Raw genomic sequence first — 25,156 nt, forward strand, 5'->3', positions numbered from 1 at the left:
GCATGGCTATCGCCAAGGTCAACGGCGTCGAGGTCGAGTTCGAACCCGGCATGACGGTTCTGCAGGTCGCTGAACTGGCCGGGGAAGAGATCCCGCGCTTCTGCTATCACGAGCGTCTCAGCATCGCCGGCAACTGCCGGATGTGTCTGGTCGAGGTGAAGCCCGGTCCGCCGAAGCCGCAGGCGTCGTGCGCCCTGCCGGCCGCCGAGGGCCAGGAGATCTTCACCAAGACCCCGATGGTCAAGAAGGCCCGCGAAGGGGTGATGGAGTTCCTGCTCATCAACCACCCGCTGGATTGCCCGATCTGCGACCAGGGCGGCGAGTGCGATCTGCAGGACCAGGCCATGGGCTATGGCCGCGACGACAGCCGTTACGAAGAGAACAAGCGCGCGGTTGAAGAGAAGGCCATGGGCCCGCTCATCAAGACCGTGATGACGCGCTGCATCCAGTGCACCCGCTGCGTCCGATTCATCACCGAAGTCGCCGGTTCGCCGGAGATCGGCCTAATCTCGCGCGGCGAAGACGTTGAAATCACGACCTATCTGGGCGCGGCGGTTACGTCGGAACTGTCGGCCAATGTGATCGATCTCTGCCCGGTCGGCGCCCTGACCTCCAAGCCCTACGCCTTTGAGGCGCGGCCTTGGGAACTGAAGAAGACCGAGAGCATCGACGTCATGGACGCGCTGGGCTCGGCGATCCGCGTCGATAGCCGCGCCGCTGCGGTGCTCCGCGTGCTGCCGCGCGTTAACGAGGACGTCAACGAGGAGTGGATCTCCGACAAGACGCGCTACGCCGTCGATGGCCTGCAGCGTCAACGTCTGGACCGTCCCTACGTCCGCGTCGGCGGCCGTCTGCAGCCGGCGACCTGGGGCCAGGCCTTCGCGGCCGTGGCCGAGAAGATCAAGGCAACCTCCGCTGACCGCATCGGCGTCATCGCCGGCGATTTGCAGGACGCTGAAAGCCTGAAGGCGACCAAAGACCTCTTCGCCGCTCTGGGCGTGAAGAACCTCGACGCCCGCCAGGACGGCGTGGCGCTGGGCGCTGGTCCGCGCGAGAGCTGGCTGTTTAACACCACGATCGCCGGGATCGAGAACGCCGACGTCATCTTGCTGGTCGGCACGAACCCGCGCGTCGAGGCGCCGGTGCTCAACACCCGCCTGCGCAAGCAGTGGATCGCCGGCAAGCTCCGCATCGGCGTGATCGGCGAGCAGGGCGACCTGACCTACGAGTACGACTATCTCGGCGCCGGCTCCAAGACCCTGTCGGGCCTGGCCAAGAGCAAGTCCGACTTCGCTGCAGCCCTGAAGAACGCCGAGCGTCCCGCCATCATCATAGGCCAGGGCGCTCTGACCCGCGCTGACGGCGCCGCCGTGCTGAAGGCGGCCGCCGGCGTGGCCAAGGCGTTCAACGTCGTGAAGGCCGGCTGGAACGGCTGGAACGTCCTGCACACCGCCGCTGCTCGCGTCGCCGGTCTTGACCTGGGCTTCGTGCCGGGCGAGGGCGGTCTGACCGCTGGCCAGATGCTGAAGCCGGGCGCGCTTGATGTGCTGTTCTTGCTGGGCGCCGACGAATGCGAGACCGCCGCGTCGGACGCCTTCAAGATCTATCTGGGCACCCACGGCGACAATGGCGCGCACAAGGCCGACGTGATCCTGCCGGGCGCGGCCTATACCGAAAAGAACGGCCTCTATGTGAATACCGAAGGCCGCGTCCAGATGGGCGAACGGGCGGTGTTCCCGAAGGGTGAGGCCAAGGAAGACTGGTCGATCCTGCGGGCCCTGTCCGAGATTCTCGGCCACAAGCTGCCCTATGACAGTCTGGATCAACTGCGCGCCAAGCTGTTCGCAGACCACCCGACCTTCGGCCAGATCGATTTCGCGCCGGGCTCTATCCCGACCGTGTTCGACCTGGCAGCCGTTGGCGGTCCAGGCGAACTAGCCGACACGCCGTTCGAGAACGCCATCAAGGCCTTCCACCTGACCAATCCCATCGCGCGCGCCAGCGTGACCATGGCCGAATGCGCGGCCGTCGTCTCCGGCGCCGCCAAGATCGCGGCGGAGTAGGCCGATGAGCGCTTTCTTCTCCAATCCGGCGGTGACCTGGACCCTGCTGACGACCGGCGGGATCCTGCTGGTCGTGATCTGGGTGCTGCTGAGCCTGGCGTTTCTGCTGCTGGCCGACCGCAAGATCTGGGCCGGCGTTCAGATGCGCAAGGGCCCCAACGTGGTGGGGCCGTTTGGCCTGCTGCAATCCTTCGCCGACTTCTTCAAGTTCGTGCTGAAGGAAATCATCATTCCGGCCGGCGCCGACAAGGTGGTATTCATCCTGGCGCCGCTGCTGAGCCTGGTTCTGGCCTTCGTCGGCTGGGCGGCCATCCCGTTCGCGCCGGGCTGGGTGGTCTCCAACCTGAACGTCGGCATCCTGTACCTGCTGGCGATGAGCTCGCTGGGTGTCTACGGCATCATCATGGGCGGCTGGGCTTCGAACTCGAAGTACCCGTTCCTGGGCGCGCTGCGCTCGGCGGCGCAGATGGTTTCGTATGAAGTCTCGATCGGCCTGATCATCATCACGGTGATCCTGCTGGCCGGCTCGATGAACCTGTCGACCATTGTCGAGGCGCAGTCCGGCTGGTTCTGGAACTGGAACGTCTTTGGCGGCGGCCTCAAGAACATCGTTCTGCTGCCGGTCATGGTGATGGCGATGGGCATGTTCTACATCTCGGCCCTGGCCGAGACCAACCGCCCGCCTTTCGACCTTCCGGAAGCCGAATCCGAACTCGTGGCCGGCTATCAGGTCGAGTACAGCTCGACTCCGTACCTGCTGTTCATGGTCGCCGAGTATTCCAACATCGTCCTGATGTGCGCGATGATCAGCGTCCTGTTCTTTGGCGGCTGGAACCCCGGTTTCCCGACCGATTTCCTGGTGAGCTGGGGCTGGTGGGGTAACTTCTTCCTGGCCTTGGTGTTCTTCGCCAAGATCTGCTTCTGGTTCTTCATGATCGCCATGGCCAAGGCCATCGTGCCCCGCTACCGCTACGACCAACTGATGCGCCTGGGCTGGAAGGTGTTCCTGCCGACCTCGCTGGTGCTGGTTGTTCTGGTCGCAGCCTGGCGTGTGTTTGGACCCGGCGCCTGATGAACCGCCAAGCCGCCATAGCCCTGATGGGCCTGACCTTCGCCTCGCTCGCGGCCTGTTCGGCCACGATGGCGTCTGACAGGTCCTATTCGCTGGGACGCGGCGTTGTGAACTATGACGAACTCCGCCGGGCCGGCGACAAGTGCAAGGCCGATGGTGGAGTGCTGCAAGCCAAGCAGGACGGGGGAGATCCCGCCCAGCTTTCAAACTACACCTGCGTCATTCCGAAGGGTGATTGACGGCCATGATGCAACGCATTTCCCAGGCGATTAAGGGCGCTGCCCTTCTGGACTTCGCCAACGCCTTTGGCCTGGCCATGAAGTACATGGTCGCGCCCAAGAAGACCGTTATCTATCCGAACGAGCGCAACCCGCAGTCGCCGCGCTTCCGGGGCGAGCACGCCCTGCGTCGCTATCCGTCGGGCGAGGAGCGCTGCATCGCGTGCAAGCTGTGTGAGGCCATCTGCCCCGCCCAGGCGATCACGATCGAGGCCGAACCGCGCGAAGACGGCAGCCGCCGCACGACCCGCTACGACATCGACATGGTCAAGTGCATCTACTGCGGCCTGTGCCAGGAGGCCTGCCCGGTGGACGCCATCGTGGAAGGTCCGAACACCGAATACGCGACCGAGACGCGCGAAGAGCTTTATTACGACAAGGAACGTCTTCTCGATAACGGCGACCGCTGGGAACGCCTGATCGCGAAGAATCTGGAGTTGGACGCGCCCTACCGCTAAAGACGGGCGGCGAATCCTAAGGGGGCGGCGCGCCATTTGGCGTTGTCGTCATGGATGTAGTTTTCAGGGGAGCACCTGGGCCAATGGCCTTGCAGGCGATCGCTTTCTACTTGCTGGCTTTCACAACGCTGGCGGCGGGTCTTCTCGTCGTCTCGGCGCGAAATCCCGTGCACTCGGTGCTCTTCCTGATCACCGCCTTCTTCTCGGCCGCAGGCCTCTTCGTCCTGCTGGGCGCGGAGTTCCTCGCGATGCTGCTGATCGTCGTCTATGTCGGCGCGGTCGCGGTGCTGTTCCTGTTCGTCGTCATGATGCTCGACGTTGACTTCGAGGAACTGCGCAAGGGCTTTGCCCAGTACCTGCCGATCGGCGGGCTTGTGGCGGGCGTGCTGACGCTGGAGATGATCTTCGTCGCCGCAACGGTGGCCACGAACGGCGCCGCTGGCAAAAACGCCGAGACCATGGCTTCGCCGGAAGGCGTGAGCAACACCGAGGCAATTGGGCGCGTGCTCTACACAGACTACGCCTTCTTCTTCCAGTTGGCGGGCCTGGTGCTTCTGGTGGCCATGATCGGCGCCATCGTCCTGACCCTGCGCCACAAGCCGGGCGTCAAGCGCCAGGATATCGGCAGGCAGGTGGCCCGTTCGCCCAAGACCGGCATGGAACTGGTTCAGATCAAGCCGGGTGAGGGGATCTCCGAATGATCGGCCTGTTGCACTATCTCGTCGTCGCCGCGATCCTGTTCACGATCGGCGTGTTCGGCATCTTCGTGAACCGCAAGAACATCATCGTCATCCTGATGTCGATTGAGCTGATCCTGCTGGCTGTGAACATCAATCTGGTCTCGTTCTCGGTCTATCTGCACGACGTGGTCGGTCAGATCTTCGCGATGTTCGTGCTGACCGTCGCCGCCGCCGAGGCGGCCGTTGGCTTGGCCATTCTCGTCACCTTCTTCCGAAACCGCGGCGACATCGCGGTCGACGACGCCAGCATGATGAAGGGCTAAGCGACATCATGCAGACGCTAGTCACAATTATCCTCTTCGCCCCGCTGGTCGCAGCGATCGTGGCGGGCCTGTTTGGCCGTCGCATCGGCGACGTGGCCTCGCAATCGATCACCACCGGTGCTCTGCTGCTGGCCTGCGGTCTGTCCTGGTACGTGTTCAGCCAATGGACCTGGGGGCACATGGAGGCCTTCACGGTCACCCTGCTGCCATTCATCCACGTCGGCGACTTCATCTCCAACTGGTCGATCCGCATCGACGCCCTGTCGGCGGTGATGCTGATCGTGGTGACGACGGTCTCGGCCCTCGTGCACATCTACTCCTGGGGCTACATGGCCGAGGATGACAGCAAGCCGCGCTTCTTCGCGTACCTGTCGCTGTTCACCTTCGCCATGCTGTCGCTGGTCACCGCCGCCGACTTCATGCAGCTGTTCTTTGGCTGGGAAGGCGTGGGTCTGGCCTCGTATCTGCTGATCGGCTTCTGGTTCAAGAAGCCCACGGCCAGCGCTGCGGCGATCAAGGCGTTCGTGGTCAACCGTGTCGGCGATTTCGGCTTCGCCCTCGGCATCATGACCACCTACTGGGCGTTCGGTACGATCCAGTTCGCCGAACTCTTCCCGCAGATCGCCGCCAATGCCGGTCGCACCTGGGAGTTCGTCGGCCACAGCTGGCCGCTGATGGATATCGCCTGTTTCCTGCTGTTCATCGGCGCGATGGGCAAGTCGGCGCAGTTCTTCCTGCACACCTGGCTTCCGGACGCCATGGAAGGCCCGACCCCGGTCTCGGCCCTGATCCACGCGGCCACCATGGTCACCGCCGGCGTCTACATGCTGTGCCTGCTGTCGCCGATGTTCGAATACGCGCCCGTCGCCAAGAACATCGTCACGGTGATCGGCGCGGTCACGGCCCTATTCGCGGCCACGGTCGGCCTGACCCAGAACGACATCAAGCGGGTCATCGCCTATTCGACCTGTTCGCAGCTGGGCTACATGTTCTTTGCGGCCGGTATCGGCGCCTATCAGGCGGCGATGTTCCACCTGTTCACCCACGCCTTCTTCAAGGCGCTGCTGTTCCTGGGCGCCGGCTCGGTGATCCACGGCATGCATCACGAACAGGACATGCGGAAGTATGGCGCTCTGGCCAAACTGCTGCCGGTGACCTTCATCGCCATGACCATCGGCACCATCGCCATCACGGGTCTCGGCTTCCCGCCGCTGCACCTGGGCTTCGCCGGCTTCTACTCGAAGGACACCATCATCGAGGCGGCCTTCGCCGCTGGTGGCGAGAACGCCTTCGCGATGTTCGCCTGGGTGATCGGCCTGCTGGTCGCCGGCCTGACGTCATTCTACTCTTGGCGCGTGGCCTTCTTCACCTTCAACGGCAAGGCCCGCTGGGGTCATGACGATCATCACGCTCACGACGCGCACGCCGCCCATGCCCATGACGGCCACGTGGCGCATGATACGCACGACGAACCCGTCGCGGACGGCCACGCGCATGACGACCATGGTCACGGCCATGATCACAAGCCGCACGAGAGCCCACTGATCATGCTGTTCCCGCTGGTCGTATTGTCGCTCGGCGCAGTGTTCGCCGGCTTCGTGTTCGTCGACTACTTCGTGGGTCACCACCAGGAAGAGTTCTGGCGCGGCGCCATCTACAACGCACCGACCAACCACGTTCTGCACGAAGCCCATGAAGTGGCCGAGTGGGTGAAGTGGAGCCCGTTGATCGCTTCGATCCTCGGCCTTCTGGTTGCGGCCTATATCTATCTGATCAAGGGCAACGAGCGCCTGGGCGCCAAGCTCGCGGCCCGAAACGGCCCGCTCTATGTGTTCTTCTACAACAAGTGGTTCTTCGACGAGCTGTACCAAGCCACCTTCGTGCGCGCGGCCAAGTTCCTCGGCGACCTGTTCTGGAAGGGCGGAGACCAGAAGATCATCGACGGCTTCGGGCCCGATGGCGTCAGCGCCGTAAGCTACGAAGTCGGCCGCCGGACCGGCAAGCTCCAGACCGGTTACGTCTATCACTATGCGTTTGTCATGCTGCTCGGCGTCGCCGGCCTGCTTGGCTTCGCCCTTTACGCATTCCGTTGAGGACGGATCGATGACCGGCCTTCTCAGCCTCACAACCTTCGCTCCGCTCGCTGGCGTGGCCGTCCTTCTGGCGCTGCGCGCGATCAAGGGCGACAACGCGGCCACCGACAATCTGGCCAAGTGGATCGCCCTGGCGACCACCCTGGTGACCTTCGCGCTGTCGATCCTGATGGTCGCGCAGTTCGACGCCAAGAACCCCGGCTTCCAGTTCGTGGAAGACGTGGCCTGGTTCGCGGGCCTGCATTACCGCATGGGCGTCGACGGGATTTCCATCCTGTTCGTCCTGCTGACGGCCTTCCTGCTGCCGATCTGTATCCTGGCCAGCTGGCGTTCCATCGAGAAGCGGCTGGTTGAGTATCTGATCTGTTTCCTGGTGCTGGAGACCCTGGTCATCGGCGTGTTCTGCGCGCTGGACCTGATCCTCTTCTACCTGTTCTTCGAAGGCGGCCTGGTGCCGATGTTCCTGATCATCGGGATCTGGGGCGGCAAGCGTCGCGTCTACGCGGCCTACAAGTTCTTCCTCTACACGCTGCTCGGCTCGGTGCTGATGCTGGCGGCGATCCTGGCGATGATCACCATCTCGGGTACGTCTTCGATTCCCGAACTGATGACCTTCAAGTTTGCGCCCTGGCTGCAAACCTGGCTGTGGCTGGCTTTCTTCGCCAGCTTCGCGGTGAAGATGCCGATGTGGCCGGTTCACACCTGGCTGCCCGACGCCCACGTCGAGGCGCCGACCGCCGGTTCGGTCATCCTGGCGGGTATTCTGCTGAAGATGGGCGGCTATGGCTTCATGCGCTTCAGCCTGCCGATGTTCCCCAATGCGTCGGAGATGTTCCAGCCGCTGGTGTTCGCGATGTCGGCCATCGCCATCGTCTACACTTCGCTGATCGCCTTCCGTCAGACCGACATCAAGAAGCTGATCGCCTATTCGTCGGTGGCTCACATGGGCTTTGTGACCATGGGCATCTTCTCGGGCAATGCGGCGGGCGAGCAGGGCGCGATCTTCCAGATGCTGAGCCACGGGGTCATCTCCGGCGCGCTCTTCCTCTGCGTCGGTGTCGTCTATGACCGCATGCACACCCGCGAAATCGCCTTCTATGGCGGCCTGACCAACCGGATGCCCTGGTACGCAGCGACCTTCCTGTTGTTCACCATGGGCAATGTCGGCCTGCCGGGCACCTCGGGCTTCGTTGGCGAAATCCTGACGATGACGGGCGTCTACCAGGTCTCCACCTGGACGGCCCTGTTCGCCGCCAGCGGCGTGATCCTGTCGGCGATGTACGCCCTGACGCTGTATCGCCGGGTCATGTACGGTGAGATCGTCAATCCTCAACTCAAGACGATCACCGATCTCGACAAGCGCGAGATCCTGATCTTCGCGCCGCTGATCATCTCGACCCTGGTGCTCGGCATCTATCCGAATTTCGTATTTGACCTGACCGCGTCGTCCGTCGACGCGCTGGTCGGCGCCTGGCGCGCCGCCTTGGCCGGGTGAGGGACTGATGACGCTTTCAGCCAATCTTTCGCTGATCCTGCCCGAGGTCATTCTCGCGGTATCGGCCCTTGTCCTGCTGGTCTGGGGGGCCTTCCAGGGCAAGACGAGCCCGGCCTTTACGCTAGCCTCGGTCCTGGCGCTGTTCGCCGCCGCCGCTGCGGCCGTGGTCGGTCCGCACGGTCACGCCTTTAACGGGGTCTATTCGGCCGACGCTGCGGCGACCTACGCCAAGGTTGCGATCTTCATCTCCAGCGCCATCGGCATCGTTCTGGGCGATCGCTGGCTGGCCCAGCGCGGCGACCAGAAGTTTGAATATGCGGTGCTGGTGATCCTGGCGGCGCTGGGCATGGGCGTCACCGCCTCGGCTGGCGACCTGATCAGCCTGTATATCGGTGTCGAACTGCAATCCCTGGCGCTTTATGTGCTGGCGGCTTTCCGTCGCGACGACGCCAAGGCTTCGGAAGCCGGCCTGAAGTATTTCGTCCTCGGCGCGCTTTCCTCCGGCCTGCTGCTCTACGGTTCGTCGCTGATCTACGGCTTTGCGGGCTCGACCCGGTTTGCTGACATTGCCGCGGCTGCGCATGATGCACACGGCGTTGGCCTGCTGTTTGGCCTGGTGTTCCTGATCTGCGGTCTGGCGTTCAAGGTCTCTGCGGCGCCCTTCCACATGTGGACGCCGGACGTCTATGAAGGCGCTCCGACCCCGGTCGTTGGCTTCTTCGCCGCCGCGCCGAAGCTTGCGGCCATGATGATGTTTGCCCGAGTGCTGGGCGACGCTTTCCCGGATTCGGTCGCTCAATGGCGTCAGGTCCTGGTGATCGCCGCGCTGATCTCGGTCTTTGTCGGCGCCTTCGCCGGCTTGGCCCAGACCAATCTGAAGCGCCTTTGGGCCTACAGTTCGATCGCCAATGTCGGCTACGCCCTGTTGGGCGTTGCCACGGGCGGTGAGACCGGGCTTCACGCCATGCTGGTCTTCATGATCCTCTACATGGTCGACGTGACCGGCTTCTTCGCCTGCCTTCAGGCCCTGAGCCGAGACGGCAAGCCAATGGAGACCATCGAGGACATGGCTGGCCTGATCAAGGAACGCCCGGGCATCGCCCTGGCCATGACCGCGTTCTCGCTGTCGGCCCTGGGTCTGCCGCCGTTCTCGGGCTTCTGGTCGAAGTTCTACGTCTTCAAGGCCGCGCTCGGCTCGGGCGACGTCATGCTGCAGTGGGCCGCTGTGCTGGGCCTGGTCGGCAGCGTCGTCGGCGCCTTCTACTATCTGCGCCTGATCAAGAGCATGTGGTTCGACGCCTCCAAGGGCGCCGTGGATGCCCCGGACCCCGCAGCGCGCGCTGTGGGTTTCGCAGCAGCCCTGTTTGCTTTCCCGGTGGTGCTGGTCGCGCTGATCTGGCTCGACCCGGCCGCCAAGGCCGCAGCTGCGGCCTTTGGCCACGCGTGACGTGACGGGCGTTCCCTCAGCTCCAGAAGGGCCGCCCGTCGTCGTTCTCGACGAGATCGACTCCACAAATGCCGAGGCTCGTCGCCGCGCGGAAGCGGGCGAAACGGGGCCCCTATGGCTGCTTGGCCTTAGGCAAACGGCGGGACGTGGTCGAAGAGGTCGCGCCTGGGAGACGGGGGAGGGCAACCTCGCCGCTACCCTCCTGTTTTCCACTGACAAGTCGCCTGCCGAGGCTGCTCAGGTTTCGTTTGTCGCCGCACTGGCCGTCGCTGATCTTCTTGCGGCCTACGTTCCGGCATCCTTGATCAGCCTGAAGTGGCCCAATGATCCGCTCTTGGGTGGATTGAAAGTCAGCGGCATTCTGATCGAGTCTGGAAGTCGTCTCGGCGTCGGGCTCTGGATCGCCGTTGGCGTCGGCGTCAACCTAGCGTGCAAGCCGATTGACAGCGAACGTCCGGCCACGGCCTTGACCGAGCATCGCGCAGCGCCTCCGCCATCGCCTGCGGAGGCGATCGAGGTGTTGGCCGGCGCGTTTGAGCGTTGGTCGCGCGTCTGGCATACGCTGGGCTTTCCCGCCATTGCCGACGCCTGGACAGCGCGGGCCCATGGCCTGGGCGAGCCTTGCGTTGCGCGTCTGGGAACCGAGACCATCGAAGGTGTCGCCGAGGGGCTCGATAGCGACGGCGCCCTGAGGCTTCGGTTGCCTGATGGTCGGTTGCGGCGCATCACGGCCGGCGATGTCTTCTTCGGTGAGGCTAACTGATGCTGCTGGCGATAGAGCAGGGCAACACCAATACGATGTTCGCCATCCACGATGGCCAGAGCTGGATCGCTCAATGGCGGTCTGCCACCGAGAGCACCCGTACGGCTGACGAGTATGTTGTGTGGCTGTCGCAACTGCTCTCGATGCAGGGGCTGGGTTTTCGGGCCATCGACGCCTGCATCATATCCAGCGTGGTCCCGCAGTCGATCTTCAATCTGCGCAACCTTTCGCGCCGGTACTTTAATGTCGATCCGCTCGTGATCGGCGAGAACGCGAAGCTGGGCGTCGAGGTGCGGATCGACAAGCCGTCCGAAGCCGGCGCTGACCGTCTGGTGAACGCCGTGGGCGCGCACATGGTCTATCCGGGACCCTTGATCGTCATCGACAGTGGCACAGCCACCACTTTCGACATTGTCGGCGCGGACGGGGGCTTCGAAGGCGGCATTATTGCGCCAGGCATCAATCTTTCCATGCAAGCGCTTCACGAGGCGGCTGCTAAGCTGCCGCGCATCGCCATTCAACGCCCCGCCGGCAACCGCATAGTCGGAACCGACACCGTCAGCGCCATGCAGTCCGGCGTGTTCTGGGGCTATATTTCTTTGATCGAGGGACTTGTTGCGCGCATCAAGGTTGAGCGCGCGGAGCCCATGACCGTCGTCGCCACCGGTGGGGTCGCCTCACTATTCGAAGGCGCCACGGACTGCATCGATCACTTCGATTCGGATCTGACGATCCGCGGACTCCTCGAAATTCACCGTCGCAACACCACCTCAGAGACCTGATGACAAAATCTTCTCAAGACGAACTCGTTTTCCTGCCGCTCGGCGGGTCGAACGAGATCGGCATGAACTTCAATCTGTATGGCTTTGGCCCGGCCCACGCCCGCAAGTGGATCGTGGTCGATCTGGGAGTCACCTTCGGCGACCAGACGACCCCCGGTGTCGAAATCATCCTGCCCGATCCCGAGTATATCGAGGCCTATGCCGACGATATTCTGGGCATTGTGCTGACCCACGCCCACGAGGATCACTTGGGGGCGGTGCACTGGCTTTGGCCGCGACTGAAGGCGCCGGTCTATGCGACGCCCTTCACCGCCTTCCTGCTGCGCGAGAAACTGCGGGACGCTCGGTTGCTCGATGAGGTGCCGATCACCGAGGTGCCTCTGGGCGGCAAGTTCTCGATTGGCCCGTTCGATCTGGAAATGATCACCCTGACCCACTCGATCCCGGAGCCGAACGGCCTGGCGATCAAGACCCCTCTGGGCACGATCCTGCATACCGGCGACTGGAAGATCGATCCCGATCCACAGCTCGGCGAAGCCACCGATATCGACGCCATCCGCAAGCTTGGCGACGAGGGCATCCTTGCGATGGTTTGCGACAGCACCAATGTGTTTGTCGACGGCGTGGCAGGCTCGGAAGCCGATGTGCGCGTGGCGATGAACCGGCTGATCGCCGGCCTGACCGGCAAGATCGCTGTGGCGTGCTTCGCCTCCAACGTGGCCCGTATGGATACCGTGATCCGCGCCGCCCAGGCGGCCGGTCGCAAGGTCTGTCTGGCAGGGCGTTCGATGCACCGCATGAGCGCAGCCGCGCGTTCGGTCGGTCTGCTCGTGGGCATCGAGCCCTTCATCACCGACGACCAGGCCAAGTACCTGCCCGAAAACGAAGTTCTGTTCCTCTGCACCGGCAGCCAGGGCGAGGCGAGGGCGGCCCTGTCGCGCATCGCCGAGGGAACCCACCCGCACGTGAAGCTTGCGCAGGGCGATCACGTGGTCTTCAGCTCGCGGGTCATTCCGGGCAACGAGATTCCGATCCGCAATCTGCAGAACAAGCTGGCCGATCGCGGCGTTCGTCTGCACACCGAACGCGACACGCCTGGGATCCATGTCAGCGGCCACCCTTGCCGCGACGAACTCAAGCAGATGTATCAGTGGGCTCGCCCCGAGATTGCCGTGCCGACGCATGGCGAGCGTCGTCATCTGATCGAGCATGCCGCCTTCGCCCGTGACCTGCAGGTTCCGCAGCAGGTGACACCGCGCAACGGTGATATGGTTCGGCTGGCTCCCGGTCGCGCCGAGATCATCGACGAGGTTCCGGCCGGTCGCCTCTATGTCGACGGTGGCGTAGTCACGGCCGAGAACGGTCAGGCCCTGCGCGAGCGCCGCCATGTCGCTTTCAATGGCATGCTGGCGGTATCGATCGTTCTGGACGGCAAGAACCGTATCGTCTCTGGCCCGCAGGTTCGGGGCCTGGGTCTGGCGGGCGACAACGAGTATCCGCTCGGCGAAGCCATGGACGATCTTGCTGAGGAGGCCGAGACGGCCTTCAAGCGCCTGGGCGGCGATCAGAAGGAACTGGACGACGCTATCGAGAACGCCATCTCGCGCGCCGTGAAGAAGGCGGCGTTCCGGATCTGGGAGCGCAAGCCCGTCGTCGAGACGACGGTCCTTCGCGTCTAACGTTACGTAAGCAGCCGCTCGCCGTGAAAACGACACGGCGGGCGGCTCTTTTCGCGCTGCGGGCTAGGTGTTAGGCCTTCGCGCGAACGAGAAGCGCGTGGGAGCAGATCATGATCGGCAAACTTAACCATGTTGGCGTTGCGACGCCGTCGATCGACGAGTCGCTGAAGATGTATCGCGACCTGCTGGGCGCGACATCGGTCACCGAGAAGTGGGCGATGCCGGAACAGGGTGTCTGGGTTTGCTTCGTCAACCTGCCCAATAGCCAGATCGAACTGATCGAGCCTTATGGCGAGACATCGCCCATCCACGGATTTCTGGCCAAGAACCCCAAGGGCGGCCAGCACCACATCTGCTTCGAGGTCGAGAATATCTACGAAGCACGTGACGCGCTTGTCGCCAAGGGCGCTACGGTGCTGGGCGAGCCGCGTATCGGCGCGCACGGCACGCTGATCATCTTTGTTCACCCCAAAGACATGGGCGGCCTGCTGGTCGAGCTCATGGAGACGCCCAAGGAGGCGCACCACTGATGGGCCCGATTACTGGTATCGCGATCTTCCTGACCATCTGGTGGACGGTTCTTTTCGTCGTTCTGCCGCTTGGGTCGCGCAGCTATCACGAGATGGGGATCAAGCCGCCGGGCGGCGGTGACCCGGGCGCGCCGGTGAACCCTAATCTGAAGCGCAAGTTTTTCACCACGACCTGGGTGTCGATCGCTGTGTTCGCCGTGTTGTGGCTGATCATCCGCTTTCACCTGATCAGCTTGCCGCCGCTGCCCGCCACCTATTAGGACGCCATGGCGCCCAAGCCTTGGGCGTGATGCGATCTTTGTCCCGGCAATCGCACAAGGCTTGGGCGAAACGCCCCAATGTGCGCGGCCCGCTGCAAGTGCGTGCCCCAACAAATGTTTGGAGGCGTAGGGTGGACTTACGAGATCAGGTGTTTCTGATCTCACTCTGTGGCGTCTTCCCCGACGATGAACTTGCAAGGCCGCGCGAGGATCGCGCGGCCTTCTTTTCGTTTGAAATGGCTCTCGCGGTCATCTTTTCGCCGCGCGCGTTGCCAAGCTAACGGCCAAGAGGCTATCTCAGGCCCTCGCATTTCCTCGGAGACGTCTTTCTGATGCGCCTGTCGCGCTATTTCCTGCCCGTGCTGAAAGAAGCTCCGTCCGACGCCCAGATCGTGTCGCACCAATTGATGTTGCGCGCCGGCATGATCCGCCAGGAAGCGGCGGGCATCTATGCGTGGCTGCCGCTAGGCCTGCGGGTGCTGAACCGCATCGAGCAGATCGTCCGCGAGGAGATGGATCGCGCGGGCGCCATCGAGCTCCTGATGCCGACCTTGCAACTGGCCGACCTGTGGCGCGAGTCGGGCCGCTATGACGCCTACGGCCCTGAGATGCTGCGCATCGTAGACCGTCATGAGCGCGAGCTGCTTTACGGCCCCACCAACGAGGAAATGATCACCGAGATCTTCCGTGGGTCGGTGAAGAGCTACAAGGAGCTGCCCAAGAATCTCTACCACGTGCAGTGGAAGTTCCGCGATGAGACCCGTCCGCGGTTTGGCGTGATGCGCGGCCGCGAGTTCCTGATGAAGGACGCCTACAGCTTCGACCTGGACGTCGAGGGCGCGCGCAAGTCCTACAACCGCATGTTCGTGGCCTATCTGAACCTGTTCGATCGCATGGGCCTGAAGGCTGTGCCGATGCGCGCCGACACCGGTCCGATCGGCGGCGATCTGAGCCACGAGTTCATCGTGCTGGCCGACACCGGCGAAAGCGCCGTGTTCTGCCACAAGGATCTGGTCGAGATGGGCGCGCCCGGTCCCGACGTCGACTGGTATGGCGATCTGCAGCCACTGGTTGACCGGCGGACGGCGCTCTACGCCGCGACCGAGGAAATGCACGATGAGGCCGCCTTCGCTCAGGTCGCCGAGGGCGACCGGCTGTCGGCGCGCGGCATCGAGGTGGGCCATATCTTCTCGTTCGGGACCAAGTATTCCGAGCCGATGCGCGCTCTTGTCACGGGTTCTGACGGCAAGGATGTTCCCGTGCAGATGGGATCGTACGGCGTGGGCGTCTCGCGTCTGCTGGGCGCGATAATCGAGGCCAGCCATGACGACGCCGGCATCATCTGGCCCGAGTCCGTGGCGCCCTTCGATGTGGGCATCATCAACATGCGTCAGGGCGATGCGGCTTGCGATGCGGCCTGCGATACCGCCTACAAGGCGCTGATCGCCGCCGGCAAGACGGTACTCTACGACGACACAGACGCGCGGGGCGGCGCCAAGTTCGCCACCATGGACCTCATCGGTCTGCCCTGGCAGATGATCATCGGCCCCAAGGGCATCGCCGAAGGCGTGGTTGAGATCAAGAACCGCGCGACCGGCGAGCGCTCGACGGCCTCGCTGGAGTCCGTCCTGGCGGGCCTCACGCAAAGCAAGGCCGGCTAATGAGCGATCTCAGGGCGGCCGGACCATTCAGCCGCTGGGAGCGGTCCGTCGCGCGGCGGTACCTATTCGCCAAGCGCAAGAATGGCGGCGTCGCCCTGATTTCGGTGATCTCGTTCAGCGCTGTGATGCTGGCTGTGTTCGCCCTGATCACCGTCATGAGCGTCATGAACGGTTTCCGGGCCGAACTGCTGGGCCGGATCCTGGGTTTCAACGGTCATCTCTACGCCCAGTCGCCTCTGATCAATGGCCCTGACCGCGATGGCGTGATCAGCCGCATCCGCGCAGTGCCTGGCGTTGTTCAGGCCGTCCCGATGGTTGAAGCCCAGGCCATGGTCATCGGCCCCAGCCAAGTGACCGGGGCTATTGTGCGCGGGGTGACGCCTCGCGATCTGCGCGGCCTGAAGATCATCGCCGACAACATCAAGAAGGGCTCGATGGCTGGCTTTGGCCAAGGCGAGTTCGGCGGCGATATCGTGCTGATCGGCGACCGCATGGCGATCAATCTTGGGGTCGCACCGGGCGACGCCATCACCCTGATCTCGCCCTCCGGCCCGGCGACGGCGTTCGGGACCTCGACCCGCGAAAAGGACTACATCGTCGGTGGCATCTTCAGCGTCGGCATGAGCCAGTTTGACGAGGCCTATGTCTACATGCCGCTCGACCAGTCACAGCTGTTTTTCGGTCGTGACACCTCGGTCGACTATGTCGAGATCAAGGTTGATGACCCCGATGACGCCAAGGCCCTGAAGCCCGCAGTCGAGGCCGCCAGTGGTCCGGGCGCGCTCGTCGCCGACTGGATGGACAAGAACCATAGCTACTTCACGGCCCTGCAAGTCGAGCGGAAGGTGATGCGGTTGATCCTCTTCTGCATCGTCGCGATCGCCACGCTGAACATCATTTCCAGCCTGGTCATGCTGGTCAAGAACAAGGGCAAGGACATCGCCATTCTGCGCACCATGGGGGCAGGGCAGGGATCGATCTTGCGCATCTTCCTCATGGCCGGCGCCTCGATCGGCGTGGCGGGCACCCTGACGGGCCTGCTGCTGGGCGTGCTGTTTTGCGCCTACATCACGCCGATCCAGAACTTTGTGGAATGGGTGACGGGCACGGCCGTTTTCAGCGCCGACGTCTATATGCTCTCGCACATCCCCGCGAAGATCGACTGGGCCGAAGTGGGCGGCATTGTCGGCCTCTCGGCCCTGATGAGCATCGCAGCGACCCTGCCGCCGGCTTGGCGCGCCTCGCGTATCGATCCGGTAGAGGCGCTGCGCTATGAGTGATCCTGTTCTGTCGCTGCGCGGCGTCGAACGCGTTTACAAGACCGAAGCCGGCGATCTTCCCGTGCTGCGTGGCGTCGACATCGACGTCTATCCAGGCGAGGTCGTCGGACTGATCGGCCCCTCGGGATCTGGCAAGTCGTCGCTGCTGCATTCGGCCGGCTTGCTGGAACGTCCCGACGCCGGGCTCGTGGCTCTGGGGGGGCGCGACTGCTCGAAGCTGTCGGAAAGGTTCCGCACGCGGATCCGCCTGGGCACGGTGGGGTTCGTCTACCAGTTCCACCATCTGCTGCCCGAGTTCAGCGCACTCGAGAACGTGGCCATGCCCGGCCTGATCGCCGGGCGCAGTCGGGCCGAGGCCGAGGGGCGGGCGCTTGAGTTACTGACGGAGCTTGGCCTGAGCGCCCGAGTGAACCATCAGCCGGCCCAGATGTCGGGTGGCGAGCAACAGCGCGTGGCGATCGCCCGTGCCTTGGCCAACAAGCCGCAACTGCTGCTGGCCGACGAGCCGACGGGCAATCTGGATCCGGCGACCTCGGCGGCGGTGTTTCAGTCGCTGTACAGCCTGGCCCGTGGCCAGGGTGTGGCCGCGCTGATCGCGACGCACAACATGGATCTGGCGCGCTACATGGATCGGGTGTTCGCGCTCAGAGACGGGCATCTCGAGCCGCAAACCTTCTAAGGTCGCGCTCGGCTAAAGCAGCGCCTGGCGGATCGCGGCGAAGAAACCGCTCCGGTCGATCTTCTTGATCACGCGGGCATTCGGCGCCCTGCGCTTGAGCGCTGGATCAGCGATCTCGATATCGGGCAGGATGGCGTGCGATACGCTCAGATAGCCTCGCGTGAGTTCGCCCAGAGTCTCGACATCAACGACGGCCTGCTCTGCTTCCAGGATCAGGCTCTCATCCAGCGCGACGGCGCATGTCAGGGCGTCCGGGTGCAGGCTACCGTTCAGACCTTCGGTGTCCTGAGCGAAGGCCAGGGAAGCGCGATTGACGTCGGTGAAGAACCGCGCGCGGGGCGTGCCCAAGGCCTCCAGTTCGGCCAGTTGGGAAACATCCAGCAGTCCGTCACGCAGCGTTTCGGTCCACGTCACGATGGACAGCCTGAAGCCGGCGTTGATCACGATCTTGGCGGCTTCAGGATCGGCATAGAAGTTGTACTCTGCGGCGGGCGTCACATTGCCCACGCCGTTGTCGGTGCCGCCCATGACCCACAGATGTTTCACAGCCTGGGCGATGCGCGGCTCGCGCAGATAGGCCAGCGCAATATTGGTCAGGGGCGCCTGGGCAATGATTGTGATCTCGCCCGGAGCCGCCATCACCCTTCTCACGATCTCATCAACCGCGTGACCGTTGGCCGGGCGCTGGGTGGCGAGTGCAAGGCCGATATCGCTCATGCCGTCCGCACCGAACACATAGGCCGCATCCAGCGGCGCACGGGAAAACGGAGCCTGGGCGCCCAGATAGACCGGCACGCCTTGCGTCTCGCAGACCTCCAGCGTGACCAGCGCATTTTCTGCATGCTGGACAAATCCCACATTGCCGTGGGCGATCGTGATCGCCTCAACTTCGACGCCCGAGCGGGAGAGGGCGAGCATCAGGGAGAAGACGTCGTCTCCGGCGGTGTCTGTGTCGATGATCAGGCGCATGGGGCTGATCTGAACTGATCCGGTGTCCAGGGCAAAGCCCCCTGAGGGCCCTCGAATGGCTCTCTCTAAGAATATCCGGTGGATCGTGGCGGAACATCTTGTGAACGGAACAAAAGAGGAATATGGAACAAACAAGCAACCATTGTGGAGGTTCCTGTGATCCGTATCGCGCGCGAGTCTTTGGCTCTTGTATCCGTCGTCAGCTTCGTCTGGATGATGTGCTCGGTCGCCCAGTTGGTGGCCTGAGTCGATTGATTGGAGACGTGGGCGATGTCGGGCAGCGAAGGACAGGGTTTCGTCCACCTTCGGGTCCGTTCGGCCTATTCGCTGCTGGAAGGCGCCATCAAGGCTGACGTGATCGGTAAATTGGCCGAGGCTGCCGGGATGCCCGCGGCGGGTCTGACGGATCGGGCCAATCTGTTTGGCGCTCTGGAATACTCCTCCTACGCCAAGGATTCGGGGATCCAGCCGATCATCGGCTGCGCGCTACCCGTGTCAGGCATCGGCGCTGGTCCAACAGAGCGATGGGCGCGAGCGCCGACGGTCACGCTCTTGGCCCAGAACGAGCGGGGCTATCTCAATCTTTCCGAGCTTTCGTCGATCGCTTACCTCGAAAGCGGTGATCTGGCCGAGCCGATCGTGCCCTGGTCCAAGGTGGTCGAGCACGCTGAAGGACTAATCCTGCTATCGGGCGGTGTCGATGGTCCGGTTGACGCTCTGTTCGCAGCCGGAAAGAGCGCTGAAGCGGTCCAGGCCCTGGCCGAAATGAGCCGGGTGTTTGGTGATCGGTTCTATGTCGAGCTGCAACGCCATGGTCTGCCGCGTCAGGCCGCCGCAGAGCCGGGTCTGGTGAACTGGGCCTATGAGCACGACGCGCCGCTGGTCGCGACCAATGATGTGTATTTCGCCAAGGCCGAGCTCTACAACGCGCACGACGCCCTGCTGTGCATTTCCGACGGCGCGTTTGTCGGACAGGATGAACGCCGGCGTGTGACGCCCGAGCACTGGTTCAAGCCGGCCGCCGATATGCGCAAGCTGTTCTCGGATCTGCCGGAGGCCTGCGACAACACTCTGGACATCGCCCGCCGCTGCGCCTTCCTGGTCAAGAAGCGTGACCCGATCCTGCCGAGCTTTCCCACAGGCGACGGACGTAGCGAACCGGATGAACTGAAACATCAGGCCCGAGAGGGTCTGCGGGCAAGGCTCGCCGAAAATCCGCTGGCAGTCGATGAGCAGGTCTATTGGGATCGACTGGATTTTGAGCTGGGCATCATCATCAAGATGGGTTTCCCCGGCTATTTCCTGATCGTGTCAGATTTCATCAAGTGGGCCAAGTCGCACGGTATCCCCGTCGGCCCGGGCCGGGGTTCGGGTGCCGGGTCGCTGGTCGCCTGGGTGCTGACCATCACCGATCTGGATCCGCTGCGCTTTGGCCTGCTGTTCGAGCGTTTCCTGAATCCTGAGCGGGTCTCCATGCCCGACTTCGATATCGACTTCTGCCAGGAGCGACGCGAAGAGGTCATCGTCTACGTTCAGGAGAAGTACGGCCGCGATCGCGTGGCTCAGATCATCACCTTCGGCTCGCTGCAGGCCCGCGCTGTGCTGCGCGACGTCGGACGGGTGATGCAGTTGCCGCTCGGTCTCGTTGACCGGCTCTGCAAGATGGTCCCCAACAACCCGGCCGCGCCGGTGACCCTGGCCCAGGCTATCGAACTGGAGCCGCGCCTCAAGCAGGCCAAGAAGGAAGACGGCAACGTCTCGGCCTGTCTCGACGTCGCCCTGCAACTGGAAGGCCTGTTCCGCAACGCCTCGACCCATGCCGCCGGCCTGGTGATCGGCGACCGGCCGCTAACCCAGCTGACGCCGCTGTACAAGGATCCGCGCTCCGACCTGCCCGCCACTCAGTTCAACATGAAGTGGGTCGAGAGCGCCGGGCTGGTGAAGTTCGACTTCCTGGGTCTGAAAACCCTGACGGTGCTGGATCGCGCCATAAAGCATCTGAAGAAGCGCGGCGCGGATGTCGATCTGAGCAAGTTGCCATTCGACGACCCCAAGACCTATGAGCTGCTGGCCTCGGGCCAGACGGTCGGCGTGTTCCAGCTCGAAAGCCAGGGGATGCGTGACACCCTGCGCAAGATGCGGTGCGGGTCGATCGAGGAAATCACCGCTCTGATCTCGCTCTATCGACCGGGGCCGATGGACAACATCGATACCTTCGTCGACTGCAAGTTCGGCCGCAAACCCGTCGATACCCTGCACCCGTCGCTCGAGACGGTGCTCAAGGAGACCTACGGCGTCATCGTTTATCAGGAACAGGTGATGCAGATCGCCCAGATCCTGGCGGGGTACAGCCTGGGCGAAGCCGACCTTCTGCGCCGGGCCATGGGCAAGAAGAAAAAGGAGGAAATGGATCTCCAGAAGATCCGTTTCGTCGACGGCGCCAAGCTGAAGAACGTCCCCGAAGAGCAGTCGGGTTCAATCTTCGAACTGGTGGCCAAGTTCGCGGGCTACGGTTTCAACAAGAGCCACGCGGCCGCCTATGCGCTGATCGCCTATCAAACCGCCTGGTTGAAGGCCAATACGCCGGTCGAGTTCCTGGCCGCGTCGATGAGCCTGGATATCTCCAACACAGACAAGCTGGCGGTTTTCCATCAGGACGCCCGCCGGTTCGACATCACGGTGAGAGCGCCTGACGTCAATCGGTCGGGGGCCGACTTCGAGGTCGAAAACGGCGAAGTGCTCTACGCCCTGGGCGCGGTGCGCAATGTGGGCCTGGAAGCCATGAAGCACCTGGTCGCCGTGCGCGAGGAGGGCGGCCCGTTCCGCGACATCTTTGATTTCGTCGAGCGGGTCGATCCAAAGCAGGTGAACAAGCGGGCGATCGAAAATCTGGCGCGCGCAGGCGCCTTTGATTCCTTCCACAAGAATCGCGCCCAGATCCTGGCCTCCTCCGACGTCTTGATCGCGCACAGTCAAAGCATCGCCGCTGATCGTCAGGGCGGTCAGCATGCCTTGTTTGGCGGCGATCCAGCCGCAGGCCGGCCGCGCCTGAAGAAGACTGAGCCCTGGAATCAGGTCGATCTGCTGGACGAAGAACTGGCTGCTGTTGGCTTCTATCTGACCGGCCACCCGCTTGAAGACATGGTGGGCATGCTGCGCCGTAAACGCACCGCCATGCTGACCGAGGTGATTCCCCAGGCCGAGGCCGGGATGGAAGCCTTCCGGATGTGCGGCGTTGTGCGGCGTCGTCAGGAACGGGCTTCGCAAAGCGGTGAGCGGTTTGCTTTCGTCTCGCTGTCGGATCCAACAGGCGAATATGAAGTCCTCTTTCCGCCTGAGGCTTTGCGCAAGTGTCGGGATGTGCTGGAGCCTGGCAAGTCGGTCGCCATCAAGGTGCGCGCCAAGGCCCGGGATGGCGAGGTGCGGTTCTTTGGCGATGACGCCGAGCCCATCGAGAAAGCGATCGAGAACGTGGTGGCGGGGCTGCGCGTTCACCTGTCGCCCTCAGCGACTGAAATCGAGGCCTTGCGAAAACGGCTCGAGCCGGCGGTGTCTCAGAAGGGCGGCGAGATCAGCCTCATCGCCGCGATCGGCGGCGGACGCGAGATCGAGCTGAAGCTGCCGGGGCGCTATGCGCTCGACGCCTCGTTGCGCGGCGCATTGAAGACCGCACCGGGCGTGGCGCTGCTCGAAGACGTCTAGGGCGGGAGAGGCGCGGATGGCCAGACATCAGGGCGGTTGCCAGTGCGGCAGGGTGCGGTTCGAGGTAGAGGTCGAGCTTGAGGATCTGATCAGTTGCAATTGCTCGCGTTGCGGCAAGCTGGGTTCGGTTCTGGCTTTTGCGGCCGAGGACGATTTCACGCTCCTGCAAGGGCAGGGCGCTCTGACCGAGTACCGCTTCAACACGGGCAAGATCTCGCACCTGTTCTGCAAGGAATGCGGCATCGAATCTTTTGGACGCGGTGAAGCTCCCGGCGGCGCATGCATGGTCGCTATAAATGTGCGCTGCCTCGACAAGATCGATGTCTTCGCGCTTGAGCCGGTCCAGGTGAACGGCAAGGCTTTCTGAATGGCTGGCGCCAACAGGGTCGAGCTCGGCCTCCTTCCCCTGACAAGGTCAAGCTCTGGTTCATGAGGTCAGGATGGACGCTCGCGCAATTCCTCCGGCGGCGCTCCGCGACGTCAATGCTTTAGAGCTCGCTCGCGTTTGGATCGCAGAGCAGGGACTGCATTGCTCGCTCAAGTTCGGTTTGTATGCCGCCGACGGCGTGGCTAGGGAGACCTCGGCCTGGGGGATCATCTTGGCTGATCTCGCCGGCCATGTCGCGGATGCGCTCAGCGCCGATGGCATGGGAGCCCAAGCCGGTCTGTTCGAAGCTATCGTCGAGAGTTTCAACCAAGAAGTCTCGGCTCCGTCTTCCAGACGGATGGGCGGGTCTGCTGCTGAGTCCAGTTAGCCCTTGAACGACGAGCGTTGAAGACACCCTCGCTTGCATCCGGTTGCGACTGCAGTACCAGCCTCTTTGCTCTGCAGCCCGACAAGACTTGCTTTTTGATCCAATCGCGCCTATCTGCGCGCCATTCCACACGCGGACGTTCGGCTGTGACCCGGGGAGACATCCCGGCGCCGCCGTTCCGGTCCCGCTCCAGATGTCTGGGTCGGGGGTGTCCGCGGAGGTTCAACCGGAAGAAGGATTATAGGCCTCATGGCGCTTCCCGAATTCTCCATGCGTCAGCTCCTGGAAGCTGGCGCCCACTTCGGCCACCAGACGCACCGCTGGAACCCGAAGATGGACCGCTACATCTTTGGCTCGCGTTCGAACATCCACATCATCGACCTGTCGCAGTCGATTCCGCTCCTGCACCAGGCCCTGGTGAAGGTGCGTGAAGTCGCCGCCGCCGGCGGTCGCGTGCTGTTCGTCGGCACCAAGCGTCAGGCTTCCGATCCTGTCGCCACCGCCGCCAAGCGCTGCGCTCAGTACTACGTCAATCACCGCTGGCTCGGTGGCACCCTGACCAACTGGCGCACCGTTTCGGGCTCGATCGCGCGTCTGCGCGAACTCGAAGGCATCATGGGTGGCGAAGGCCAAGGCCGTTCCAAGAAGGAACTGCTGCAGCTGACCCGCGAACGCGACAAGCTGGAACTGTCGCTGGGCGGCATCAAGGACATGGGCGGCATCCCCGACATCATGTTCGTGATCGACACCAACAAGGAAGCCATCGCGATCCTTGAAGCCCGCAAGCTGAACATCCCGGTCATCGCGATCCTGGACACCAATTGCGACCCGGACGGCATCACCTATCCGATCCCGGGCAACGACGACGCCGCCCGCGCCCTGCAGCTTTACTGCGACCTGATCGCTGACGCCGTCCTCGACGGTCTGGCCGCCGGTCAGGCCTCGTCGGGCGTCGATCTGGGCGCTTCGGTTGCTCCGATGGAACCGACCCTGGCTCGCGAACTGACTCCCGAGCCGGTGGCTGCTGAAGCCGCCGCTCCCGAGGCCGCTCAAGAAGCGACCGCTGAAGCGATCGAAGCCGTCGCCGAAGAGCCGGCGGCGAGCTGATAGGACGACCGTCCTCTCGTTTGAGGACCGTTGTGATCATGACATGCGACCGGGCTATCAAGCCCGGTCGCTAAACGTTTGAATATGGAGGATCTCATGGCTGAAGTGACCGCTGCGCTGGTGAAAGAACTGCGCGAGAAGTCCGGCGTCGGCATGATGGACTGCAAGAAGGCGCTGGTTGAAAACGCGGGCGACATCGATGCGTCCATCGACTGGCTGCGCGCCAAGGGCCTGTCCAAGGCCGCCAAGAAGGCTGACCGCGTCGCCGCCGAAGGCCTCGTTGGCATCGCCGTCCGCAATGAAGGCGCCGGCATGACCGCCGCCGCTGTCGAAGTGAACGCCGAGACTGACTTCCTGGGCCGCAATGAACTGTTCCAGAACGCCGTCCGCAAGATCGCGGCTGTTGGCCTGGACAATGATGGCGTCGAAGCCATCAACGCCGGCAAGACCGCCGACGGTGAAGTTGTTGCGGATCTGCTGACCAACCTCATCGCCACCATCGGCGAGAACATGGTTGCTCGTCGCTCCGCGCGCTTCAGCGTCGCCCAAGGCGCCGTGTCGACCTACATCCACAACGCCACTGCGCCCGACCTCGGCCGCATCGGCGTGCTGGTGGCCATCGAAGGCGCCGGCGACCAGGCCAAGATCCTGGAGCTGGGCCGCAAGATCGCCATGCATGTCGCCGCGACCTCGCCGCTGTCGCTGTCGCCGGACGATCTGGACCAGGCCGCGATCGAAAAGGAACGCGCCATCTTCACCGAGCAGGCGCTGGAGTCGGGCAAGCCCGCCGCCGTCGTCGAGAAGATGGTTGAAGGCCGCATCCGCAAGTTCCTGGAAGAGGTCGTGCTGCTGAAGCAGGCCTTCGTCATGAACCCGGACCAGACCGTCGAGCAACTGGTCGCCGAGACCGGCAAGGAACTGGGCTCGCCGCTCACCGTGAAGGGCTTCGTTCGCCTGGCCCTGGGTGAAGGCGTCGAGAAGGCTCCGGTCGGCGATTTCGCCGCTGAAGTCGCCGCCATGGCTGGCCAAGCCTAAGACTGGGTGAAGCTCCAGGCCCGTTTTGCGGCGCTTGGAGTTTCC

At 63.4% G+C, this 25,156-nt stretch carries 24 protein-coding genes; 23 read left to right on the top strand and 1 reads right to left on the bottom strand.

The features are described 5' to 3' along the window. The first annotated feature begins 2 nt into the window (after positions 1-2). From nuoG to ACW176_RS15195, 17 genes are all read left to right on the top strand, one after another. Positions 3-2,063 carry an NADH-quinone oxidoreductase subunit NuoG gene (gene nuoG, locus ACW176_RS15115; protein ID WP_492109725.1) on the top strand — a complete coding sequence of 687 codons (2,061 nt, stop codon included), beginning with the start codon at positions 3-5 and terminating at the stop codon, positions 2,061-2,063. A gap of 4 nt (positions 2,064-2,067) precedes the next feature. Continuing rightward, positions 2,068-3,135 (top strand): NADH-quinone oxidoreductase subunit NuoH, encoded by a 1,068-nt coding sequence (gene nuoH, locus ACW176_RS15120; protein ID WP_419317202.1) that lies wholly within the window; start codon positions 2,068-2,070, stop codon positions 3,133-3,135. Between the two features lie 26 nt (positions 3,136-3,161). Then, complete coding sequence (locus ACW176_RS15125) at positions 3,162-3,374, top strand: hypothetical protein (RefSeq protein ID WP_378109168.1); 213 nt, start codon at positions 3,162-3,164, stop codon at positions 3,372-3,374. 5 nt (positions 3,375-3,379) lie between these two features. Next, entirely contained in the window at positions 3,380-3,871 is a 492-nt protein-coding gene (gene nuoI, locus ACW176_RS15130) for an NADH-quinone oxidoreductase subunit NuoI (protein ID WP_419317201.1), read from the top strand. Between the two features lie 83 nt (positions 3,872-3,954). After that, complete coding sequence (locus ACW176_RS15135; protein WP_419255226.1) at positions 3,955-4,572, top strand: NADH-quinone oxidoreductase subunit J; 618 nt, start codon at positions 3,955-3,957, stop codon at positions 4,570-4,572. Then, entirely contained in the window at positions 4,569-4,874 is a 306-nt protein-coding gene (gene nuoK / locus ACW176_RS15140; protein ID WP_419255227.1) for an NADH-quinone oxidoreductase subunit NuoK, read from the top strand. Before ACW176_RS15135 ends, nuoK begins: the two co-directional genes overlap by 4 nt. Positions 4,875-4,882: 8 nt before the next feature. Further along, positions 4,883-6,967, top strand: a complete 2,085-nt coding sequence (gene nuoL / locus ACW176_RS15145; RefSeq protein WP_492109726.1) for an NADH-quinone oxidoreductase subunit L — start codon at positions 4,883-4,885, stop codon at positions 6,965-6,967. Between the two features lie 10 nt (positions 6,968-6,977). After that, a complete protein-coding gene (locus ACW176_RS15150) occupies positions 6,978-8,462 on the top strand; it encodes an NADH-quinone oxidoreductase subunit M (RefSeq protein ID WP_492109727.1) in 1,485 nt (494 codons plus the stop codon). 7 nt (positions 8,463-8,469) lie between these two features. After that, positions 8,470-9,909: an NADH-quinone oxidoreductase subunit NuoN gene (gene nuoN, locus ACW176_RS15155; protein ID WP_492109728.1), complete on the top strand. Its 1,440-nt coding sequence runs from the start codon at positions 8,470-8,472 to the stop codon at positions 9,907-9,909. A gap of 1 nt (position 9,910) precedes the next feature. Next, positions 9,911-10,672, top strand: coding sequence for a biotin--[acetyl-CoA-carboxylase] ligase (locus ACW176_RS15160; RefSeq protein ID WP_492111942.1), 762 nt, complete (start codon positions 9,911-9,913; stop codon positions 10,670-10,672). After that, positions 10,669-11,454 (top strand): type III pantothenate kinase, encoded by a 786-nt coding sequence (locus ACW176_RS15165; RefSeq protein WP_492111943.1) that lies wholly within the window; start codon positions 10,669-10,671, stop codon positions 11,452-11,454. Before ACW176_RS15160 ends, ACW176_RS15165 begins: the two co-directional genes overlap by 4 nt. Next, positions 11,454-13,133, top strand: a complete 1,680-nt coding sequence (locus tag ACW176_RS15170; RefSeq protein WP_492109729.1) for a ribonuclease J — start codon at positions 11,454-11,456, stop codon at positions 13,131-13,133. The genes ACW176_RS15165 and ACW176_RS15170 overlap by 1 nt, the downstream gene beginning before the upstream one ends. A 110-nt stretch (positions 13,134-13,243) precedes the next feature. Next, the gene (gene mce, locus ACW176_RS15175) at positions 13,244-13,663 is read left to right on the top strand and encodes a methylmalonyl-CoA epimerase (protein ID WP_492109730.1); all 420 of its coding nucleotides are present in this window, start codon (positions 13,244-13,246) and stop codon (positions 13,661-13,663) included. Beyond that, on the top strand, positions 13,663-13,923 hold the full coding sequence (locus tag ACW176_RS15180; protein ID WP_492109731.1) for a DUF1467 family protein: 261 nt from the start codon (positions 13,663-13,665) through the stop codon (positions 13,921-13,923). Before mce ends, ACW176_RS15180 begins: the two co-directional genes overlap by 1 nt. A 332-nt stretch (positions 13,924-14,255) precedes the next feature. Then, positions 14,256-15,584, top strand: coding sequence for a proline--tRNA ligase (gene proS, locus ACW176_RS15185; protein WP_419317194.1), 1,329 nt, complete (start codon positions 14,256-14,258; stop codon positions 15,582-15,584). Then, positions 15,584-16,864 carry a lipoprotein-releasing ABC transporter permease subunit gene (locus tag ACW176_RS15190; RefSeq protein WP_492057443.1) on the top strand — a complete coding sequence of 427 codons (1,281 nt, stop codon included), beginning with the start codon at positions 15,584-15,586 and terminating at the stop codon, positions 16,862-16,864. Before proS ends, ACW176_RS15190 begins: the two co-directional genes overlap by 1 nt. Beyond that, complete coding sequence (locus ACW176_RS15195) at positions 16,857-17,543, top strand: ABC transporter ATP-binding protein (RefSeq protein WP_492109732.1); 687 nt, start codon at positions 16,857-16,859, stop codon at positions 17,541-17,543. The genes ACW176_RS15190 and ACW176_RS15195 overlap by 8 nt, the downstream gene beginning before the upstream one ends. 12 nt (positions 17,544-17,555) lie before the next feature. On the opposite strand, the gene ACW176_RS15200 is transcribed toward ACW176_RS15195, so the two are convergent. Beyond that, positions 17,556-18,512: a nucleoside hydrolase gene (locus ACW176_RS15200; RefSeq protein WP_492111944.1), complete on the bottom strand. Its 957-nt coding sequence runs from the start codon at positions 18,510-18,512 to the stop codon at positions 17,556-17,558. Positions 18,513-18,668: 156 nt separating this feature from the next. On the opposite strand from ACW176_RS15200, the gene sidA reads away from it, so the two are divergent. The 6 genes from sidA (at position 18,669) to tsf (ending at position 25,111) form a co-directional block, all read left to right on the top strand. Further along, a complete protein-coding gene (gene sidA, locus ACW176_RS15205) occupies positions 18,669-18,758 on the top strand; it encodes a cell division inhibitor SidA (RefSeq protein ID WP_492109733.1) in 90 nt (29 codons plus the stop codon). A gap of 24 nt (positions 18,759-18,782) precedes the next feature. Next, the gene (gene dnaE / locus ACW176_RS15210) at positions 18,783-22,214 is read left to right on the top strand and encodes a DNA polymerase III subunit alpha (protein ID WP_492109734.1); all 3,432 of its coding nucleotides are present in this window, start codon (positions 18,783-18,785) and stop codon (positions 22,212-22,214) included. Between the two features lie 16 nt (positions 22,215-22,230). After that, a complete protein-coding gene (locus tag ACW176_RS15215; protein WP_492109735.1) occupies positions 22,231-22,581 on the top strand; it encodes a GFA family protein in 351 nt (116 codons plus the stop codon). 73 nt (positions 22,582-22,654) lie between these two features. After that, positions 22,655-22,969: a DUF5076 domain-containing protein gene (locus ACW176_RS15220; RefSeq protein WP_492109736.1), complete on the top strand. Its 315-nt coding sequence runs from the start codon at positions 22,655-22,657 to the stop codon at positions 22,967-22,969. Positions 22,970-23,218: 249 nt separating this feature from the next. Continuing rightward, positions 23,219-24,076, top strand: coding sequence for a 30S ribosomal protein S2 (gene rpsB / locus ACW176_RS15225; RefSeq protein WP_419317186.1), 858 nt, complete (start codon positions 23,219-23,221; stop codon positions 24,074-24,076). Positions 24,077-24,172: 96 nt separating this feature from the next. Next, entirely contained in the window at positions 24,173-25,111 is a 939-nt protein-coding gene (gene tsf / locus ACW176_RS15230; protein ID WP_492109737.1) for a translation elongation factor Ts, read from the top strand. Positions 25,112-25,156: the final 45 nt, after the last annotated feature.

It is taken from the genome of Caulobacter sp. FV1ye13L (assembly GCF_058681155.1).

What these genes read in the sequence shown, in the direction of transcription:
- nuoG (WP_492109725.1), top strand. Translation starts at nt 3, where the DNA reads ATGGCTATCGCCAAGGTCAACGGCGTCGAGGTCGAGTTCGAACCCGGC.
- nuoH (WP_419317202.1), top strand. Translation starts at nt 2,068, where the DNA reads ATGAGCGCTTTCTTCTCCAATCCGGCGGTGACCTGGACCCTGCTGACG.
- ACW176_RS15125 (WP_378109168.1), top strand. Translation starts at nt 3,162, where the DNA reads ATGGGCCTGACCTTCGCCTCGCTCGCGGCCTGTTCGGCCACGATGGCG.
- nuoI (WP_419317201.1), top strand. Translation starts at nt 3,380, where the DNA reads ATGATGCAACGCATTTCCCAGGCGATTAAGGGCGCTGCCCTTCTGGAC.
- ACW176_RS15135 (WP_419255226.1), top strand. Translation starts at nt 3,955, where the DNA reads ATGGCCTTGCAGGCGATCGCTTTCTACTTGCTGGCTTTCACAACGCTG.
- nuoK (WP_419255227.1), top strand. Translation starts at nt 4,569, where the DNA reads ATGATCGGCCTGTTGCACTATCTCGTCGTCGCCGCGATCCTGTTCACG.
- nuoL (WP_492109726.1), top strand. Translation starts at nt 4,883, where the DNA reads ATGCAGACGCTAGTCACAATTATCCTCTTCGCCCCGCTGGTCGCAGCG.
- ACW176_RS15150 (WP_492109727.1), top strand. Translation starts at nt 6,978, where the DNA reads ATGACCGGCCTTCTCAGCCTCACAACCTTCGCTCCGCTCGCTGGCGTG.
- nuoN (WP_492109728.1), top strand. Translation starts at nt 8,470, where the DNA reads ATGACGCTTTCAGCCAATCTTTCGCTGATCCTGCCCGAGGTCATTCTC.
- ACW176_RS15170 (WP_492109729.1), top strand. Translation starts at nt 11,454, where the DNA reads ATGACAAAATCTTCTCAAGACGAACTCGTTTTCCTGCCGCTCGGCGGG.
- mce (WP_492109730.1), top strand. Translation starts at nt 13,244, where the DNA reads ATGATCGGCAAACTTAACCATGTTGGCGTTGCGACGCCGTCGATCGAC.
- ACW176_RS15180 (WP_492109731.1), top strand. Translation starts at nt 13,663, where the DNA reads ATGGGCCCGATTACTGGTATCGCGATCTTCCTGACCATCTGGTGGACG.
- proS (WP_419317194.1), top strand. Translation starts at nt 14,256, where the DNA reads ATGCGCCTGTCGCGCTATTTCCTGCCCGTGCTGAAAGAAGCTCCGTCC.
- ACW176_RS15190 (WP_492057443.1), top strand. Translation starts at nt 15,584, where the DNA reads ATGAGCGATCTCAGGGCGGCCGGACCATTCAGCCGCTGGGAGCGGTCC.
- ACW176_RS15195 (WP_492109732.1), top strand. Translation starts at nt 16,857, where the DNA reads ATGAGTGATCCTGTTCTGTCGCTGCGCGGCGTCGAACGCGTTTACAAG.
- ACW176_RS15200 (WP_492111944.1), bottom strand. Translation starts at nt 18,512, where the DNA reads ATGCGCCTGATCATCGACACAGACACCGCCGGAGACGACGTCTTCTCC.
- dnaE (WP_492109734.1), top strand. Translation starts at nt 18,783, where the DNA reads ATGTCGGGCAGCGAAGGACAGGGTTTCGTCCACCTTCGGGTCCGTTCG.
- ACW176_RS15215 (WP_492109735.1), top strand. Translation starts at nt 22,231, where the DNA reads ATGGCCAGACATCAGGGCGGTTGCCAGTGCGGCAGGGTGCGGTTCGAG.
- ACW176_RS15220 (WP_492109736.1), top strand. Translation starts at nt 22,655, where the DNA reads ATGGACGCTCGCGCAATTCCTCCGGCGGCGCTCCGCGACGTCAATGCT.
- rpsB (WP_419317186.1), top strand. Translation starts at nt 23,219, where the DNA reads ATGGCGCTTCCCGAATTCTCCATGCGTCAGCTCCTGGAAGCTGGCGCC.
- tsf (WP_492109737.1), top strand. Translation starts at nt 24,173, where the DNA reads ATGGCTGAAGTGACCGCTGCGCTGGTGAAAGAACTGCGCGAGAAGTCC.